The organism is Mesorhizobium sp. M0195 (genome assembly GCF_040322115.1).
Lineage (GTDB): Bacteria > Pseudomonadota > Alphaproteobacteria > Rhizobiales > Rhizobiaceae > Mesorhizobium.
Genome location: NZ_JAMYSV010000001.1, coordinates 207,039 through 224,242, shown reverse-complemented (window position 1 = coordinate 224,242; position 17,204 = coordinate 207,039). Strand labels below are relative to the sequence as shown.

Below are 17,204 nucleotides of genomic sequence, written 5' to 3'. Positions count from 1 at the left end.
CCGGGCAGGAGAGAAGCGGATCGCCTTGCCTGTCGCCGCCGTCAGATGGTAGCCCGCACAGGTGCCCAGTAACGGCCCTTGCCGGTGCGCTTGGCTTCGTAGAGCGCATGGTCGGAACAGGTGAGCAGGATTTCCGGATCGCCGCCGTCGGCGGGTGCGAAGGCGCTGCCGACGCTCAGGCCGACATGGATGGCGGAACCGACCCCGAGGTCGAAAGGCACCGAGACCTTTTCGATGGCCCGCTTTGCCAGGTAGGTGGCCTCGATCTCCGAGGTTGCGGGCAAAAGGATGACGAATTCATCGCCGCCGATGCGGAAGACAACGTCCCCCGGACGGAAGCCGCGCTTCAATCGTTCGGCCACCTTGCGCAGCAGCACGTCGCCGACGGCGTGGCCAAAACGGTCGTTGACCTGTTTGAAACCGTCGAGATCCATGCTGAGCACTGCAAACGGCTTGCCGCCATTGGCGGCCGGCGCCGCAAGCTCGCGGCACATGTCGCGCAATTTCTCCTGCAGGAAGATGCGGTTTGGCAGGCCGGTCAGCGCGTCCTTGATGGCCAGGTCGCGATTGTCCAGTTCGGCGCGGATCATGCGGGCATTGATTGCGTGGTTCTGAAGCAGCACGATGATGACGCCGGCCACATAGAACGGCGTTTGAATTCCGACGATCGGCATTCCGGGCGCCGCAGAAAACAATGCACCGGCCACGTAAGGCAGGCTTACGGCCAACATGACGAATATGGCGAAGCGCGGGGTCGCCGCATTGCGTGACGACACCACGCCGACGACGCCTGCGACATTCAAGGCGGCAAGTACGGAAAGCGCCATATTCCCGCTGGCAACACAGCCATAGCAGCCGAGGCCGAAGACGACCGACCAGACGCCGCTGGCTGCCATCAGGCCCGCCAGCGGCCCTTTCGAGCCGCGCCTGCGGGCCTGTTCGCATTCCCGCATCAGCAGAACGCGGACGGTGAAAAGCATCAGGTCGGCGGCAATCCAGGCGTAGGGCCACCAATCCCCGGTGGCGAGAGCGGCGCTGACCGCAACCAGCAGAACGCTGATGGTGCCGAACAGGACTGCGAATTTGCGGTCGAAGGTGGTGTCGAGAAGCCGGGCGCGGACAGCTTCCGGTTCCAATTTCATCGGCGAAGAGAACCAGGCAAACAGGCGAGCGGCGGCGCTCCACGTTTTGCGCGGCTCCTTGGTGATCAGGGATAGGTCGCTTGCCAGTCGAGCGCTCCGTGCCGGTCGACACAGTCTTCGCCGGCATGCTGGGCCAGGGTGATTAACATTCGCTTAGAGCATCCGGCGCAAAACCGGGCTTTCGGAACTCCCCGCTCTGCCGCTCTAGCGGATCTGCCGCCGGGTCGCCGGTTTTAGCTTGCCGGCCCCGGTCGTCTGCGGACTGCAGGTCTACGCGGCGGACCCTGCTCGGGATCGGTCTTCGCCGCACGTGCCGGCTGCCCATGAGGGGTTTCGATCAGCGTGATCTTCTGCCAGATCTTTCGCGAGAGGTTCGAAGCCAGGTTCTCGATATCGTTGACGCCGTCGATGACCACGGCGTCATTCACCGATTGCGCGAACAGCGCGGCGATCTTGCCGGTGATCGACAGCATTTCGGAGCAGTAGTCGAGATAGCGGGCAAGGTCGGCGGCGTTGGTGATACGGGCTGGCGAATGGGCAGTCGGATTGAAACTGGGTGAAAGTGCGGCCGGATCCTTGGTCAGCTGGTGCATGTCGATGACATGGATCAGCGAACGCAACCCGTGGAGCTGGCGAAACACCCGCTTGCGCTTGATCCGCTCCTCGGAGCGAATCAGGGCCAGGAAGCCCAGCACCGCGAGGATGATCACGTTGAGGGAGGCTTCGATTCCTTGCACCGACTGGAAGGCATCGTGGTTTCCCGAGATGCGGCCGAGCGGCAGGATTGTGCCGACGAACAGGAACATCAGCGCTCCGGCGACGAAGGCGGCGATGATGAGGCCGCGCAGCCACCAGATCGGCGCCTCCAGCGCCTTGGCGGCTTTCGCCAGATCGCGCGACAGCGACACCAGCTCGGCGGCGACGCCGCGCAAGCCTGCATCGGGAAAGCGCTCGGCGACGCGCCCTTCCAGCCGTTCGGCGGTTTCGAGGATCAGTTTCGGATCAAGCGAGCGGTAGCGCATGACGAAATGTCCGATCGGCGCTCAGGGTTCAGCCGGGGGCATTGGTGCGCTTGCCGTAGCGGTTGGGGCCGGGTTGCCCTGGAAACAGGCAAAGCACCAGGAAAGCGATGATCGAGACAACCGGTACGAAAAGCACCAGCGCCGCAACGCCCGGCTTGTCGAGGTCGTGCAACCGCTTGACCGCCAGCACCACGTTCGACCAAAGCGAGGCAATGAAGGCGATGAAGAAAATAAACGACCACATGTTGCTCTCGGTGGTGCCTTCCGGCACCAGCGTGAAACGGTAGAGCGGGAAGGCCTGTATGATGGCCACCAGCAGTCCTCCAAGAAAATAGGCCGCGCGGCTGACCCGGCCCGAAGCTTTGAAGAAAAGCCAGATGAGGTCTGATCTATCAGGCAAGCGAATTCCGTCCGTATTCGTTGAGAAAGATCAATCGCGCAGCAATTCGTTGATCGATGTCTTGGAACGGGTCCTGGCATCGACCCGCTTGACGATGACGGCGCAGTAGAGGCTGGGGCCGGGCTCGTTGTTTGGAAAAGGCTTGCCGGGCAGCGAGCCGGCGACGACGACGGAATTAGGCGGCACCTCGCCGTAGAAGATCTCGCCGGTGGCGCGGTCGACGATCTTGGTCGACTGGCCGATGAAGACGCCCATGCCGAGCACCGAGCCCTCGCGCACGATGCAGCCTTCGACCACTTCGGAACGGGCGCCGATGAAACAGTTGTCCTCGATGATGGTGGGACCCGCCTGCATCGGCTCCAGCACACCGCCGATGCCGACACCGCCCGACAGATGCACATTCTTGCCGATCTGGGCGCAGGAGCCGACCGAAGCCCAGGTGTCGACCATGGTGCCGCTGTCGACATAGGCGCCGACATTGACGAAGGACGGCATCAGCACGGCGCCGGGCGCGACATAGGCGGAGCGGCGCACGATCGACGACGGCACGGCGCGGAAGCCGGCCTTCTCGAAATCGACGGCGCTCCAGCCGTCGAACTTCGAGGGCACCTTGTCCCACCAAACCGCCTGACCGGGACCACCCTTGATGATCTCCATCGGGTTGAGCCGGAAGGACAGCAGCACCGCTTTTTTCAGCCACTGGTTGACGTGCCATTTGCCGTCGGCCTGCCGCTCGGCGACGCGGGCGACGCCCCGGTCGAGCAGGTCGAGCGCCGATTGGATGGCCTCGCGCGTCTCGCCGCGGGTTGCGGTCGAAATCGTGTCGCGTTCCTCGAAGGCGTTCTCGATGATCTCCTCGAGGCTCGCGAGATCGTGCTTCGACATGAATTCGCTCCATTACCAAGCTGTTAAGGGCCGGCGCCTTAACCTGTTTGAAAGTCGCGCGGACCCTATGTGAAGGCTTGGGGAGGGTCAATCGCGGCAGCGTCACGGGACGGCGCAAGTGAATGAATTGGACGGGTAAAGCAAATATGACTCCCATGGAAAAGGCGGGATGGACGCCGCTGCCGCATTCGGACGAGGATCTGGAGCGGTCGAGAAGCGTGCCGGACACGCCGCAAACGCGCGCGGAGACATATCGGCTGGCCTGGAACGACCCCGATTTCATGACGCGGCGCGAGTTGCGCGCGGTCAGGCTGCAGCTCGAACTGCTGAAACCGGAGATGATCCTGGCCGAGCGCGGCATCCAATCGACCGTCATCCTGTTCGGCGGCGCCCGCATCCCCGAGCCCGGCGGCGAAGCCTGGGCGGCCAAGAACGAGACGCAGAAGAAAAACCTCGAGCAAAACAGCAAATATTACGAGGAGGCGCGCAAATTCGCCCGCCTCTGCTCACAGCAGTCGGCCACCTCGTACTATCGCGAATTCGTCGTGGTGACCGGCGGCGGGCCGGGCGTCATGGAGGCCGGCAATCGTGGCGCCGACGATGTTGGCGCGCCGTCGATCGGTCTCAACATCGTGCTGCCGCACGAGCAGGCGCCAAACGCCTACGTGACGCCGGAACTCTGCTTCAACTTCCACTATTTCGCGGTCCGCAAGATGCATTTTGTCATGCGTGCCAAGGCCGTTGCGGTATTTCCCGGCGGCTTCGGCACGATGGACGAGTTCTTCGAAACGCTGACCCTGATCCAGACCGGCCGCATGGAACGCGTGCCGGTCATTCTGTTCGGCAAGGCTTTCTGGGCAAGGGCAATCGACCTCGATTTCCTCGCCGAGCAAGGCACGATCACTCCCGGCGACCAGGATATCATCGATTTTGTCGAGACCGCCGACGAGGCCTGGGGGATCGTCAGCCGCTTCTATAAACTTTGACAAGCAAGCAGGACTTGAAGCGCGCAGGCTGCCTCAAGCAGGGACTTCGACGATCGCCGTGAGAAAGCCGGCGAGATCGTCGGTGACGAAGTCCACATCATCCTCGTTGGCCGGGTCGCGTTCCCAAATTTCCGAGAAGGTCGGCTCGAAATTGCGCGGCACCACCAGCACCGTGGTCATGCCCAGCGATTTCGGTACCGACAGGTTGCGGGCGAGATCTTCGAACATCACCGCATTTTGCCCGGTAACGGCATGGAGTTCGGCAAATCTCTCATAGGATTGCCGCGCCGGCTTGGGGTTCAGTCCGGCTGCGACGATATCGAAAATATCGTCGAAATGCTCGAGAATGCCCAGCTGCCGCGCGGTGCGTTCGGCATGCCGGCGATCGCCATTGGTGAAGATGAATTTACGGCCGGGAAGCTGGCGAATGGCGGTGCCGAGGACGGGATCGGGCACCAGCCAGGAATAATCGATGTCGTGCACTTTCTCGAGAAAATCGTCGGGGTCGATGCCGTGGCGCGTCATCAATCCGTTCAGTGTCGTGCCGTATTCGCGGTAGAGCTCCTTTTGCAGCTTGCGTGCTTCCTCGCGCGGCAGCGTCAGCAATTCTCCAACGTAGGCGGTCATCTTCACATCGATCTGCGAGAACAGATTCGAATGGTGCGGATAAAGCGTGTTGTCGAGATCGAACACCCAGTCGGTGACATGGGCAAAGCGGGCGGGGTCGGGAAGTGTGGTCATACCGTCCTTATGGCACGAAACGATCTTTCTAACAGGAGGTTTATCCACAACCTATGCCCGCCAAGAGTGGTGAAAATGGCGAAACGATTAACATTTTAAGCATCGCCGAAAGGTGGCATTCAGCGCTTGCTGACACCAAGACGGAGCAGTGGGAGCCAGCGATGAATCACATATTTCTAAAGTCTGCCGCCATCGCTTTCGCCTCCGTCGCCGCCTCACTTCTGCCGACGCTGATCGTTGTGCCGGCGATGGGATTTTCGATCAATCGCACCATCTGGCTGACATCCACCCTGTGCCCACTCGTTCTGGCCTGGGGCGCCGGCGCCTATGCATTCTGGCAAAGCGAAAAGGTGAAGAACGCGCACCGCGACCTTGCTCGCAATCATGCCCAGCTTGCAGCCGCGCACCGGCGCCTGGCGGACAAGGCGAGCCGCGACGACATGACCGGCATGCTCAACCGCGAAAGTTTCTTTGCCGCCCTCGACGGCTCTCGGCGTAAGTCCGATCGCGGGGCATTGCTGATCGTCGATGCCGACCATTTCAAGACCATCAACGACAGCTACGGCCATCTGATCGGCGACGATGCGCTGCTCCTGATCGCAAAGGCGATAGAGCGTGGCGTGCGCAGCGGCGACGTGCTTGGGCGCATCGGCGGCGAGGAATTCTGCGCCCTTCTGATTGGTGCCACCGAACACGAGGCCAGGCGCGTCGCTGAGCGCATCCGCCGTGAGGTCGAGCGTATCCGTTTCCGGCCGGTCGACGAACGATCGGTTCCGCTGACAGTCAGTATTGGCGGCATCACCTGCGGCAGGGACGCCGCAGTGTCGGAGCTGATGCGCGCCGCCGACCAGCGGCTTTACGAGGCCAAGCATCGCGGCCGCAATCTGTCGATCATCGACCGCGATATTTCCGAAGCCGCCTGAGCTCGGCCCTGAGCCTTCCGCTGGGAGAGTTCCACCCTGTCTGCATTCAACCCGACCGTGGTCAGACTGTCAAAATCCGCGTATGGCGATGCGGAACAGCAGGGCGGCGGCCGCCAGCGCGACCAGAGCGATGCCAAGGCCAATGGGAGAGCCCCAGCCATACCACTCCATCGCCAGCTTGGCGTATTTGAACTCCTCAGCCGGTGTGAGTGGGCCGCGCGTCGGGGTCTGATTCATTTTTCACTCCTTGCAAGCTGCGATAGGCCTTGCCTTGTGCCCGATGCAGCACATTACTATAATAGCCATAATGTTAGGCAGATTGATAGTTAGATGATCGAAATAAATTCGTCAAGCGTGAATCGGGCAGACATGAAGACCGCTATCAGCCTTGCCATTATGGGCTGGCAGGACGCGACGCAGGCTTATGACGAGGCAGTGGGCGATAGGCTTGGGCTGAGCATGGCGGAACGCCATTGCCTGGCGCTGCTCTATGGCGGCCCGCGATCGGCTGGCGAGGTCGCGGCCGCAACAGGGTTGACGCCGGCCGCGGTCACCGCGCTGATCGACCGGCTGGAAGCGCGCGGCCTGCTGACACGAACGCGCAGCCTCGAGGACAGGCGCAAGGTGGTCATAGAGGCGACGGAACTCACGCGAGAACTATCGACGCGCTATTATGGCGCGATCGCTCAGGAGGGGGAAAACGTGATCGCCACATTCACCGACATTGAACTCGGCACGATCCTGCGCTTCGTCACGGCATCCCTCGACCTTCAGCGCGACCAGCTGGCCCGGCTGAAGGCCGAGGCGTTGGAAACAACCGACAGCCTATAGGCTCGCCGGGTCGATCGCTGGCTCGCCTTTGCGGCGCGCCACGATCGCCGCAAGATCGGCTGTCTCGAAAGCATCACGCAGGGCGTCGAACGACGGCAGCACGAAATAGGCACGCTGGAACTTGTCGATCTCGTAGCCGGTGCGCATTACGGTTTCCAAGTCGAAGGGAACATGGTGCGCCTCGCCGCCTTCGACCGCGAACTGAAGCTCTGTGAAGGATGACATCAGCCCGGCGCCGAAAGCCTTCAGCGGCTTGCCCGGCTCGCGTATCAGGCCGTATTCGACGGTGTACCAGTAAAGCCTGGTGATCATCTCGTCGCCGCCGAGCGCAATCACGCTATCGGCCTTCTTGCCATACATCTGCATGAAGTCGGCGAAGACCGGCTGCGTCAGGATCGGCACGTGACCGAAGAAATCATGGAACATGTCGGGCTCGACAATGTAGTCGAGCTCCTTTTGGGTTCGCAGCCAGTTGGTGACCGGGAAGCGGCGGTTGGCGAGATGGTCGAAGAACGGCTGGGCGGGGATGAGCCCCGGCACGGCGACGATCTCCCAGCCGGTGAACTTGCGCAGCTTCTCGCTGACCGCACCGAAATCCGGGATCTTGTCGAGAAGGCCGAGTGCCGCGACGCCGTCGAGGTAGGAGTGGTGGGCCAGCTTCCTGGTCAGCTTCGTCTGGCGGTCGCACAGCGTGCGCCACACCGCCTGTTCTTCGTCGCTATAATTGTAGCCCTGCGCCACGGTGAAATCGGCACGGCAGACGGAATAATCGCCGCGAAGGCCTCGCGCCGCGCATTCGCGGGCATAGTCGGCAACGTTCATTGTCATGGCTTGCTCTCCCTGGAAATCATGACCAGCGAATTGCCGGAAGTTCTAGCCGGATCGCGCGAGGCAAATCAACTTTGATGGTGGCTCAAATGCAGGGTTGGAGGTAAAAGACTCCACGATCTAGCTTTGGGAGAGTGAAAATGCCTCAATTTGACGAATTCGAGATCAAGATGCTCGACATCCTGCAGCGCGACGGGCGCAAGCCGGTATCGGAATTGGCGCAGCAGATCGGCCTGTCGACGACACCTTGCGCGCGGCGCTTCGAGGCTCTTCAGCAGGCGGGCATCATAAAAGGCTTCGCCGCGGTACTCAGCCGCCGCGCCGTCGGTCTGATGGTCGAAGTGTTCATCCAGGTGCGCCTCGTGACCCACAGCGACGGCTCGCCCGAAACCTTTATCGCCGCCGTGCAGCGCATGGACGAGGTGTCGTCGTGCTGGACGATGACTGGAGACTACGATTTCCTGCTGCATGTCATGGTGCCGTCGGTCGACGAGCTCAATGCCTTCGTCATGCACCGGTTGATGCGGCTCGAAGGCGTGCGCGACGTCCACACGCAGCTTGTGCTGCAGAACATCAAGGGACCCGGCCATGTGCCGCTGGCACATCTCAGACGATAGCATTTCTGCGGAAAAGCTGCACACGAACTGCTGAAGCGAGCCAATCTCCGGAACTAGATCGCCGACTACGACATGCGGACCGCCATCGCATAAGGCCCGCCATGAAAATCGTCCTGATCAACCCGCCGCATACCGCCATCGGCAGCCGTGTGCCGGACGACCATCTGCCGCCGCTCGGTTTGCTGGCACTGGGCGGTCCGCTGATCGACGCGGGACATCAAGTGCGGCTTGTGGACGCCGAATTCGGGCCGATGGCGCTTGCCACGCTGGTCCGGGACGCCTTGAGCGACCATCCCGACTGCATTCTGATCGGCCATTCCGGCTCGACCTCTGCGCATCCGACAGCCCTGCTGATCGCCGGCATGGTCAAGGACATCCAGCCAGCGACAATCCTGATCTATGGCGGCGTGTTTCCGACCTATCATTGGCGCGACATACTGGCTGAAACGAATGTTTTCGACTTCATCGTGCGCGGCGAGGGCGAGGCGACCATCGTCGCGCTGGTCGAAGCGCTTGAGAAACGCAAGCCGCTGTCGGATGTGGCGGGCATCGCCTTTCCTGACGATTTGCGCCAGCCCTTTGCAACCCGGCCGGCAAGAACGATCATCAACCTAGACGACTACCGCATCGGCTGGGAACTGATCGACTTCAGTCGCTACAGCTATTGGGGAGGCAAGCGCGCGGTGGTCATGCAGTTCTCGCGAGGCTGTCCGCATCTGTGCAACTATTGCGGCCAGCGCGGCTTCTGGACGCGCTGGCGGCACCGCGACCCCATGAAGTTCGCGCGGGAGATTGCCTGGCTCTACCGCGAGCACGGCGTCGAACTGATCAACCTTGCCGACGAGAACCCGACGTCGTCCAAAAAGGCCTGGCTCGCCTTTCTCGACGCGATGATCGCCGAGAATGTGCCGGTGCTGATCGTCGGCTCCACCCGCGCCGACGACATCGTCCGCGACGCCGACAGCCTGCATCTTTATCGCCAGGCCGGCGTCATTCGCTGGCTGCTTGGCATGGAAAATACCGACGAGCAGACGCTTGCATTGATCCGCAAGGGCGGCAGCACCTCATCCGACCGCGAGGCGATACGGCTGCTGCGCCTCAACGGCATCTTGTCGATGGCGACCTGGGTGGCCGGTTTCGAGGACGAAAGCTTGCGCGACCTCTGGCGCGGCTTCCGCCAACTGATCGCTTATGACCCTGACCAGATCCAGGCGCTCTATGTGACGCCGCATCGCTGGACGCCGTTCTTCAGGATTGCCAGGGACCGCAAGGTGATCCAGCTGGACGCCCGCCTGTGGGACTACAAGCATCAGGTGCTGCAGATGACCCGCCTCAAGCCGTGGATGTTGTTCTTCGCCGTCAAGCTGATCGAACTGGCGGTGCAGTCGCGGCCCAAGGCGTTGGCGCGTATCCTGTTCCACAAGGATCCGGAGCAACGGCATTCGATGCGCTGGTACACCAAAATGGGCCGCCGCGTCTGGTTCCGCGAAGTCTGGGGCTTTCTGGTCCGCGACCGCCGCCTGAAACATGGCCCGACGCTCGCCGAATTCTGGGGCTCGCCGCAAGACGAGGAAGAGGAATCGATGGTTGTCGAACGCCTGCCGCGTCAGTCCGTGACCGCTATTTCGCCAAACGCTTGAGCCCCTCAGACACCCGGCCTCACGGCACGATTAGCGTGCCGGCGCCGTGTTCGGTGAACAGCTCGAGCAGCACCGCATGCGGCGTCTTGCCGTTAAGGATGACGACGCCTGCGACGCCGCGCTCGATTGCCTCGATGCAGGTCTCGACTTTGGGGATCATGCCGCCCGAGACCGTGCCGTCCTTGATCAGGGCCTTGGCCTCGGCCACGGTCAGCTCGTCGATCAGCTTCTTGTCCTTGTCGAGCACGCCGGGCACGTCGGTAAGGAACAGCAGGCGCGTCGCCTGGCAGGCGCCGGCGATGGCGCCGGCAAAAGTGTCGGCGTTGATGTTGTAGGTATGGCCGTCGCGGCCGGGCGCTACCGGCGCCAGCACCGGGATCATTTCGGACCGCGCCAGGAGGTCGAGCAATGTGCGGTCGACCTCGACAGGCTCACCAACGAAGCCCAGGTCGAGTACCCGCTCGATGTTGGAATCCGGATCGATCATGGTCTTGCGCGCTTTTTCGGCAAACACCATGTTGCCGTCCTTGCCGCACAGGCCGATCGCCCACTCGCCCTCGGCATTGATCAGCGCGACGATCTCCTTGTTGATCGACCCGGCCAGCACCATCTCGACAATCTCGACGGTCTTCTGGTCGGTGACGCGCAAGCCGCCCTCGAATTTGGATTCGATGCCCATCTTGCTGAGCATGGCGCCGATCTGCGGCCCACCACCATGCACGACGATCGGGTTGACGCCGGATTGCTTGAGCAGTGCGATGTCGCGGGCGAAGGCCTTGCCGAGCGCGATGTCGCCCATCGCGTGGCCGCCATATTTCACCACGACCGTCTTGTTCTCGTAGCGCTGCATATAGGGCAGCGCCCTTGAAAGCAGCGCGGCCTGCATTTCGGCGGTGGCGGCGACGTCCGTCATCGGCGTGGTTCCCAGCTTGGCATGAACGGCGGCGTCTTAGCGGGAATTGGACGAGGGGGCAAACGGCTTTGCTGTCACGATCGATCAAATCGGTACTACTATTTGTTTGACCATGATCTTGTCCGAAAACCGGTTCCCACCTTTCGGGATCATGGTCTATGCCGGCACCTGCAGCGGCGCCCGCCGTCCCAGCCAGCCCGAGATCTTTTCCATCTGCGCGGCGAACGACAGAAGCGTTTCCTCGTCGCCGGGGCGGCCGGCGGCCTGGACGCCGAGCGGCAGGCCGGTATCGGTGACGTAGACCGGAAGCGTGATCGACGGTTGCCCGCTGACGTTCTGGATCGCCGGCCAGTGGGTGAACCAGAGGCTCTTGTCCATCAGCTGGCCGAATAGCGGCTTGAACTTCAGCAGGCCGGCGAGGCGCAGTCTGTCCAGGACATTCTCGATGAATTCGTCGACGCCTTTCGGGTCCATGGTGCCGCAGGCGAGCGGCGGGTGCGCGATGACAGGCATCAGCACCGCATCATAGTGCGCGGTTTCGGTGATAAGCCGGCGCGAGGCGGCGTGCAGCCGCTGCAGGCCGGCGTAGATTTCGCCGGCCGAGAGGATTTCACCGAACCGGCTCATCACGCGCGTAGCGCGTTCGATATCGCCTGAGATGGAGCGGCCGACGCGCAAGACCTCGCCCCGCATCGTGCCGGCCACCGCCGCGGCGACGGTTCTGGCGAAATCGGCGATGAAATCGCGATCGATATAGGGCAGGTCGATCTCCTCGACGCTGTGCCCGCCTTCGCGCGCCAGCGCGATCGCCGCATCCAGAGCTTTCAACGTCTCTTCCGATATCGGCAGGCCGAGCGGCGATTTTCGATAGAAGGCGAGGTTGAGCTTGCCCGGATCGCGCCCGGCCGCCGCAGCAAAACTGCCGGTCGGCGACGGTGCCGCGTAGGGCGACAGCGGGTCAGCCCCGTGGGTCAGGTCGAGCAGCAGCGCCGTATCGCGCACTGAGCGGGCCAACGCATGGTCGACGACGAAGCCGTACCAGCTTTCGGTGACGAGCGGTGTCAAGGGCACGCGGCCGCGCGAGGTTTTCAGCCCGACCAGCCCGGTACAAGCGGCAGGCACCCTGATCGAGCCGCCGCCGTCCGAGGCGTGCGCCACCGGCACGACGCCGGCCGCGACCAGCGCAGCCGCACCGCCCGAGGAACCGCCGGTCGTGTGCGCGGTGTCCCATGGATTGCGGGTGACGCCGTAAGCCACCGACTCGGTCACCAGCCTCAGTCCGTGTTCGGGTGCGGTGCTGGTGGCGATCGGGATCAGGCCGGCAGCCAGATAGCGTTCCGTCATGACCGAGTTGAAATCGGGGGTGTAGGCAGGGATGCGGCTGCCGCCATGCGTCGGCACGCCCTTCATGGCGATGCCGAGATCCTTCAGCGCAAAGGGCACTCCGGCAAGTGGCAGCTTGTGGTCGACGGTCCGCGCCCGCGCCCGCGCCGCCTCATAAAGCGGTTCGGCGATGGCGTTGATCTCCGGCCGGGTGGCCTCGGCCCGGGCGATCGCCGCATCGACGAGATCTTGCGGTGTGATCTCTCCCTTGTGCACGAGCGCGGCCTGGCCGGTTGCGTCATGCCCCCAAAGAACCCGCTCGATCGACATGGTCGCCCTCCCGCTCATGGCAAGCTAGCGGGAGGCGATTCCATTGGCAATCGAGGCTGGCGCTGCCGGTGCGCAAGACCATTTCAGTCGTTGCAAATACATTGCAATCGCCTAATTTGGCGGCCGATGACGCCGCAGGACATCAGCAACCTGATTGTCCGGACTTCGATGAAGGACCGGGCTGCGTTCGATCTGCTCTACCGGCAGACCAGCGCGAAACTTTTCGGCGTCTGCCTTCGTGTATTGAAGGATCGGGGAGATGCAGAAGAGGCGCTTCAAGAGATCTTCGTCAAGATATGGACGAAGGCGGACCGTTTCGCCGTTTCGAATCTGAGCCCGATCTCCTGGCTGGTGGCCATTGCGCGCAATCATGCGATCGATCGGATCAGAGCGCGGCGAGAACCTGCCGCCTATATCGATGCCGCGCTCGACGTGGCCGATCCGGCGCCGGGGCCGGAGGCCATGGCCGTGGCGGGCGGTGAGTCCGGACGCATCTACCATTGTCTCGAGGAGTTGGAGAGGAACCGGGCGGCGGCCGTCCGGGGCGCGTATCTGGATGGCAAAAGCTATGCCGAGCTGGCGGAGCGCTATGGCGTACCGCTGAACACGATGCGGACCTGGCTGCGCCGCAGCCTGTTGAAACTGAGAGAATGCCTGGAAAGATGACGCTGGCTGACGACAATGGACCGGAACGTGGGGGCGACGACCTGTTCGCCGCCGAATACGTTCTTGGCGTTCTAGCCGCCGATGAACGCGAGATCGCGTCGCGCCGCATCGATGCGGACGCCGCCTTCGCGCGCCTTGTCGATAGCTGGGAGGCGCATCTTTCGCCGATGACCGCCGCCTATCCGGAGACAGAGCCTCCGATCAGGGTCAAGGAAGCATTGGACCGCCGGTTGTTCGCTGCAGAGCCGCGCGCCGGCCTCTGGTCGAGCCTTGGCTTCTGGCGCGGTCTCGCCGCCGCCGCCATTGCGGCGCTGGCGATCTACATCGCCGTGCCGTACTTCCGCCCGCCCACCGAACCGCCGCAGACGCGGCTTGTCGCCTCGCTGGCGGCCGAAGGCAGCGACGTCAAATATCTCGTTGTCTACGATGCCGCCCGTCACGAGGTCGGTCTTTCCCACGTTTCCGGCGAGCGGGCCGCCGGCAAGGACTTCGAATTGTGGATGATCGAAGGCAAGAAGGCGCCGGTGTCGATGGGCGTCATCCCGGCCGGTGCGACCGCGCATTTGGCCATCCCGCCCGCCGTCCAGGAGAAATTGGCGCAAGGCGCCGTGCTTGCGGTCAGCGTTGAACCTGCCGGGGGTTCACCGACCGGCCAGCCGACTGGACCGGTGGTCGCAGCGGGCGATCTGAAGAGCATCTGACCGCTTCTCATCTCCGGAAGCAGACCTTAAAATCTATCTTCCGCGATTTAAACGCCTGCAAAGCTTGTTGGTGGTTGTCGATCCGCGCCGGGAAAATTTCAGCGACGCAATTTTTTTTGCGGAGAGAACGAAACTCCGGAATTTTCTATCGCGTATCTCCTTGCGTTCCCGAATAAGGGGAACGATAACCCGAGGAGATTGAAATCATGCGTAAATTCGCCACCCTTTTGCTTGCCGGTACGGTCGCCATTTCTGCGCTCGCCACCGTTGCCTATGCCCAAAACCCGATGGTAGGCGGCGCCGCCATGTATGCCCAGAAAAACATCGTCGAAAATGCTGTCAACTCGAAGGACCACACGACGCTGGTCGCTGCCGTCAAGGCAGGCGGCCTGGTCGATACGCTGCAAAGCGCTGGCCCCTTCACCGTGTTCGCGCCGACCAACGAGGCCTTTGCGGCACTTCCAGCCGGCACGGTGGAGACGCTGCTCAAGCCTGAAAACAAGGACAGGCTGGTCAAGATCCTGACCTGCCATGTCATCGGCGCCAAAGCGATGGACGCCGACGTCGCCAAGATGGTCAAGCACGACGGCGGCACGCACAAGGTTAAGACGGTCGGTGGTTGCGAACTGTCGCTCAAGACCGACGGCGGCAAGGTCACCGTGACCGACGAAAATGGCAACATCGCCAATGTGACCATCGCCGATGTCGAACAGTCCAACGGCGTCATCCACGTCGTCGATAAGGTTCTCCTGCCGAAGATGTAACAAACGCACGCTGCCGGCGAAGATATCCCTAGGGGCCTCCCTGCGCACACTCCGCGCCGTTCACGCAAGATGGATAGGCGCGGAGTCCCGCTTTGAGGACAGCGATCGTCACCGGCTTTTGATTTCCGTGTGGCGGTCGAATTTGGCACAAGCAGTAACAGGAGGAATGGCCATGAACCGTCGCGAGCTTCTTTTGAGTGGTGCGGCAGCCATTGGCGTTGTCGCAGGCGCCACCGCGCTGCGCATGGGCGGAGCCCAGGATGCACGCGCGGCCGAGACATTCGAGGTTACCAAGACCGAGGCCGAGTGGCGCGCCATCCTGTCCGACGCGGCCTTCAATGTGCTGCGCAAGGAGGGCACCGAATATCCGGGCACCAGTCCGCTGCTCAACGAGCACCGCAAAGGCATCTTCGCTTGCGCCGGCTGCGGCCTGCCGGTCTATTCGTCTGAGACCAAGTTCGATTCCGGCACAGGCTGGCCGAGCTTCTGGCAGGAAATCCCGAATTCCATCGGCAAGACCGTGGACAGATCGTTGGGCATGACCCGCACCGAGGTCCATTGTCGCCGCTGCGGCGGCCATCTCGGCCACGTCTTCGACGACGGTCCGCCGCCGACCGGGTTGCGACACTGCATCAATGGCGTCGCCTTGACCTTTAAGCCGGCGACGGCGTGAGGACGGCTGCGACCCTTACTTTGTCGGAGCGCGCTAGAGCATCGGACCCAAAAGTGCGAAGCGGTTTTGGGAAAATCCGATGCTCAAACAAAAAGTTGGAGCGGTGGAGTGTCCGCCGCTCCAAGACCTCGTAATGGTTGATGTTGCGCATGACCCCGAAAATCGCTTTTCGGGGTCATGCGCGAGGGCGCCAGGCGGGGGATCCAGCGCGCCTCAATGGCCTCCGCCACCGCCGCCCTGAGCGGCTGGCTTGCGGATCACCAGGGTGAAGAGCCCAAGCGTCGCGAACAAAACCGTCAGCATGAAGAATACGTCCATGAACGACAGCAGCGACGCCTGCTGCTGGACCATGCCTGACAGTTTGGAGATGGCCGCCTTGGAGGCGTCGAGCCCGGCGGTCTGCTCGAAGTTGAGCGTCATGTTCTGCAGCTTCTGTTGCGCAGCGGCACTTCCCCATTGCACGTGCTCGGAGAGCCTGGCGTAGTGGAAGGCATTGCGGTCGATCAGCACGGTGTTGATGACGGCCAGGCCGACGGCGCCGCCGAGATTGCGGGTCAGGTTGAACAGGCCAGACGCATTCTTCAGCCGCTCCGGCGGCAAGGTTCCGAGCGCAATGTTGTTGATCGGCACCATGCACAGCATCATCGAGCAGCCGCGCAGGATCTGCGGGATCAGCAGTTCGTAGAAATCCCAGTCGGCGGTGAGATGCGTCATCCACCAGGTTCCCGTGGCGAAGCCGAAGAAGCCGATCATCATCATGATGCGCGGGTCCATCTTGTTCGACAGGATGCCGGAGATCGGCGCGGTGAAGAACATGGCCAGGCCGCTGACGAACAGCGCCTCGCCGATCATCATCGAATCGTAGCCGCGGATGCGCCCCAGGAACACGGGATAAAGATAGGTCAGACCGTAGAGGCCGATGCCGACCACGAAGGAGAACAGCGAGCCGAACGCAAAATTGATATTGCTGAAAGCCTTCAGATCGACAATCGGCTCCTCGGCGGTGAACACGCGCCAGAAGAACAGCACCGCGCCGAAGGTCATGATGACGGCGCAGACGAACACCGCCTGATCCTGCAGCCAGTCGTTGTTGGGGCCTTCCTCCAGCACATATTCCATGCAGCCCAGGAAAGCGGCCATGCCGGCAAGCCCCCACCAGTCGAACTTGCTGAACAGCTTGAGATTGGGTTTGTCGAAGTCGATCAGCGACCAGGCGGCCGTGGTCACCAGAATGCCGGGCACGACGTTGACCAGGAACAGCCAATGCCAGGACATGGCATGGCTGATATAGCCGCCGACGGTCGGGCCGATGGTCGGCGCCAGCGTCGCCACCAGGCCGATCATCGGCGAGACGGCGGCGCGGCGGGACGGCGGGAAGATGGTGAAGGCGGCTGCAAAGACGCTCGGGATCATGCCGCCGCCGATGAAGCCCTGCACGGCGCGGTAAACAATCATCTGGTCGATATTGGTTGCGGTTGCCGCCAGCGCGCTGGCCGCGGTGAAGCCCGCCGCCGAGATTGTGAACAGCACGCGCGTCGACAGCATCCGGCTGAGAAAGCCGGACAGCGGGATCATCACGACCTCGGCAATCAGATAGGCCGTCTGCACCCACGGGATCTCGTCCGAGCTGGCGCTCAAGCCCGCCTGGATCTCGGCCAGCGAGGCTGAGACGATCTGGATGTCCAGGATCGCCATGAACATGCCGAACACCATCGCCAGGAAGGCGATGACGCGGCGGATCGGCATGTGATCTGTCTGGGCCGGGATGGCCGACACCGATCCGGCGGTAATGGTTGCGGTCGCCATGACCCTTGCTCCC

The 17,204-nt window shown here is 62.5% G+C and carries 19 protein-coding genes; 9 read left to right on the top strand and 10 right to left on the bottom strand.

Annotated elements, in window-relative coordinates; all coding sequences use genetic code 11:
* Positions 1-41: 41 nt before the first annotated feature.
* The 4 genes from NKJ12_RS01095 to dapD all read right to left on the bottom strand — a co-directional run bounded on the left by NKJ12_RS01095 (position 42) and on the right by dapD (position 3,449).
* Positions 42-1,142, bottom strand: a complete 1,101-nt coding sequence (locus tag NKJ12_RS01095; RefSeq protein WP_352701000.1) for a GGDEF domain-containing protein — start codon at positions 1,140-1,142, stop codon at positions 42-44.
* Positions 1,143-1,375: 233 nt separating this feature from the next.
* On the bottom strand, positions 1,376-2,164 hold the full coding sequence (locus tag NKJ12_RS01090; RefSeq protein WP_352700999.1) for a hypothetical protein: 789 nt from the start codon (positions 2,162-2,164) through the stop codon (positions 1,376-1,378).
* A gap of 28 nt (positions 2,165-2,192) precedes the next feature.
* Entirely contained in the window at positions 2,193-2,564 is a 372-nt protein-coding gene (locus NKJ12_RS01085; RefSeq protein WP_352700998.1) for a DUF805 domain-containing protein, read from the bottom strand.
* A gap of 30 nt (positions 2,565-2,594) precedes the next feature.
* Entirely contained in the window at positions 2,595-3,449 is an 855-nt protein-coding gene (dapD, locus tag NKJ12_RS01080; RefSeq protein WP_352506026.1) for a 2,3,4,5-tetrahydropyridine-2,6-dicarboxylate N-succinyltransferase, read from the bottom strand.
* A gap of 146 nt (positions 3,450-3,595) precedes the next feature.
* Between dapD and NKJ12_RS01075 the strand changes: the two genes are divergently transcribed.
* Positions 3,596-4,435 (top strand): LOG family protein, encoded by an 840-nt coding sequence (locus tag NKJ12_RS01075; protein ID WP_352506025.1) that lies wholly within the window; start codon positions 3,596-3,598, stop codon positions 4,433-4,435.
* 33 nt (positions 4,436-4,468) lie between these two features.
* On the opposite strand, the gene NKJ12_RS01070 is transcribed toward NKJ12_RS01075, so the two are convergent.
* Positions 4,469-5,176 (bottom strand): pyrimidine 5'-nucleotidase, encoded by a 708-nt coding sequence (locus tag NKJ12_RS01070; protein ID WP_352477037.1) that lies wholly within the window; start codon positions 5,174-5,176, stop codon positions 4,469-4,471.
* A gap of 161 nt (positions 5,177-5,337) precedes the next feature.
* Between NKJ12_RS01070 and NKJ12_RS01065 the strand changes: the two genes are divergently transcribed.
* On the top strand, positions 5,338-6,099 hold the full coding sequence (locus NKJ12_RS01065; protein WP_352700997.1) for a GGDEF domain-containing protein: 762 nt from the start codon (positions 5,338-5,340) through the stop codon (positions 6,097-6,099).
* Between the two features lie 69 nt (positions 6,100-6,168).
* Here the strand turns inward: NKJ12_RS01065 and NKJ12_RS01060 are convergent, their stop codons facing one another.
* Complete coding sequence (locus NKJ12_RS01060; protein ID WP_352700996.1) at positions 6,169-6,336, bottom strand: hypothetical protein; 168 nt, start codon at positions 6,334-6,336, stop codon at positions 6,169-6,171.
* A gap of 93 nt (positions 6,337-6,429) precedes the next feature.
* Here NKJ12_RS01060 and NKJ12_RS01055 point away from each other — a divergent pair, with 93 nt between their 5' ends.
* Entirely contained in the window at positions 6,430-6,930 is a 501-nt protein-coding gene (locus NKJ12_RS01055; RefSeq protein WP_352700995.1) for a MarR family winged helix-turn-helix transcriptional regulator, read from the top strand.
* On the opposite strand, the gene phhA is transcribed toward NKJ12_RS01055, so the two are convergent.
* Positions 6,925-7,758: a phenylalanine 4-monooxygenase gene (gene phhA / locus NKJ12_RS01050; RefSeq protein WP_352647806.1), complete on the bottom strand. Its 834-nt coding sequence runs from the start codon at positions 7,756-7,758 to the stop codon at positions 6,925-6,927. The genes NKJ12_RS01055 and phhA overlap by 6 nt on opposite strands.
* 140 nt (positions 7,759-7,898) lie before the next feature.
* On the opposite strand from phhA, the gene NKJ12_RS01045 reads away from it, so the two are divergent.
* Together NKJ12_RS01045 and bchE are read left to right on the top strand one after the other, a co-directional pair.
* Complete coding sequence (locus tag NKJ12_RS01045; protein ID WP_352506020.1) at positions 7,899-8,375, top strand: Lrp/AsnC family transcriptional regulator; 477 nt, start codon at positions 7,899-7,901, stop codon at positions 8,373-8,375.
* A gap of 101 nt (positions 8,376-8,476) precedes the next feature.
* Positions 8,477-10,015, top strand: a complete 1,539-nt coding sequence (bchE, locus tag NKJ12_RS01040; RefSeq protein WP_352700994.1) for a magnesium-protoporphyrin IX monomethyl ester anaerobic oxidative cyclase — start codon at positions 8,477-8,479, stop codon at positions 10,013-10,015.
* A 19-nt stretch (positions 10,016-10,034) separates the two neighbouring features.
* Here the strand turns inward: bchE and argB are convergent, their stop codons facing one another.
* Both argB and NKJ12_RS01030 read right to left on the bottom strand, forming a co-directional pair.
* A complete protein-coding gene (argB, locus tag NKJ12_RS01035; RefSeq protein WP_023677482.1) occupies positions 10,035-10,928 on the bottom strand; it encodes an acetylglutamate kinase in 894 nt (297 codons plus the stop codon).
* A 156-nt stretch (positions 10,929-11,084) separates the two neighbouring features.
* Complete coding sequence (locus tag NKJ12_RS01030) at positions 11,085-12,581, bottom strand: amidase (RefSeq protein WP_352700993.1); 1,497 nt, start codon at positions 12,579-12,581, stop codon at positions 11,085-11,087.
* Between the two features lie 126 nt (positions 12,582-12,707).
* Between NKJ12_RS01030 and NKJ12_RS01025 the strand changes: the two genes are divergently transcribed.
* The 4 genes from NKJ12_RS01025 to msrB all read left to right on the top strand — a co-directional run bounded on the left by NKJ12_RS01025 (position 12,708) and on the right by msrB (position 15,385).
* Positions 12,708-13,247 carry a sigma-70 family RNA polymerase sigma factor gene (locus tag NKJ12_RS01025; RefSeq protein WP_352647800.1) on the top strand — a complete coding sequence of 180 codons (540 nt, stop codon included), beginning with the start codon at positions 12,708-12,710 and terminating at the stop codon, positions 13,245-13,247.
* Positions 13,244-13,948 carry an anti-sigma factor gene (locus NKJ12_RS01020; RefSeq protein ID WP_352648011.1) on the top strand — a complete coding sequence of 235 codons (705 nt, stop codon included), beginning with the start codon at positions 13,244-13,246 and terminating at the stop codon, positions 13,946-13,948. Before NKJ12_RS01025 ends, NKJ12_RS01020 begins: the two co-directional genes overlap by 4 nt.
* A gap of 206 nt (positions 13,949-14,154) precedes the next feature.
* The gene (locus NKJ12_RS01015; RefSeq protein ID WP_352700992.1) at positions 14,155-14,712 is read left to right on the top strand and encodes a fasciclin domain-containing protein; all 558 of its coding nucleotides are present in this window, start codon (positions 14,155-14,157) and stop codon (positions 14,710-14,712) included.
* A gap of 172 nt (positions 14,713-14,884) precedes the next feature.
* The gene (gene msrB, locus NKJ12_RS01010) at positions 14,885-15,385 is read left to right on the top strand and encodes a peptide-methionine (R)-S-oxide reductase MsrB (protein WP_352477048.1); all 501 of its coding nucleotides are present in this window, start codon (positions 14,885-14,887) and stop codon (positions 15,383-15,385) included.
* A 213-nt stretch (positions 15,386-15,598) separates the two neighbouring features.
* Here the strand turns inward: msrB and NKJ12_RS01005 are convergent, their stop codons facing one another.
* Complete coding sequence (locus tag NKJ12_RS01005) at positions 15,599-17,191, bottom strand: DHA2 family efflux MFS transporter permease subunit (RefSeq protein WP_502905685.1); 1,593 nt, start codon at positions 17,189-17,191, stop codon at positions 15,599-15,601.
* Positions 17,192-17,204: the final 13 nt, after the last annotated feature.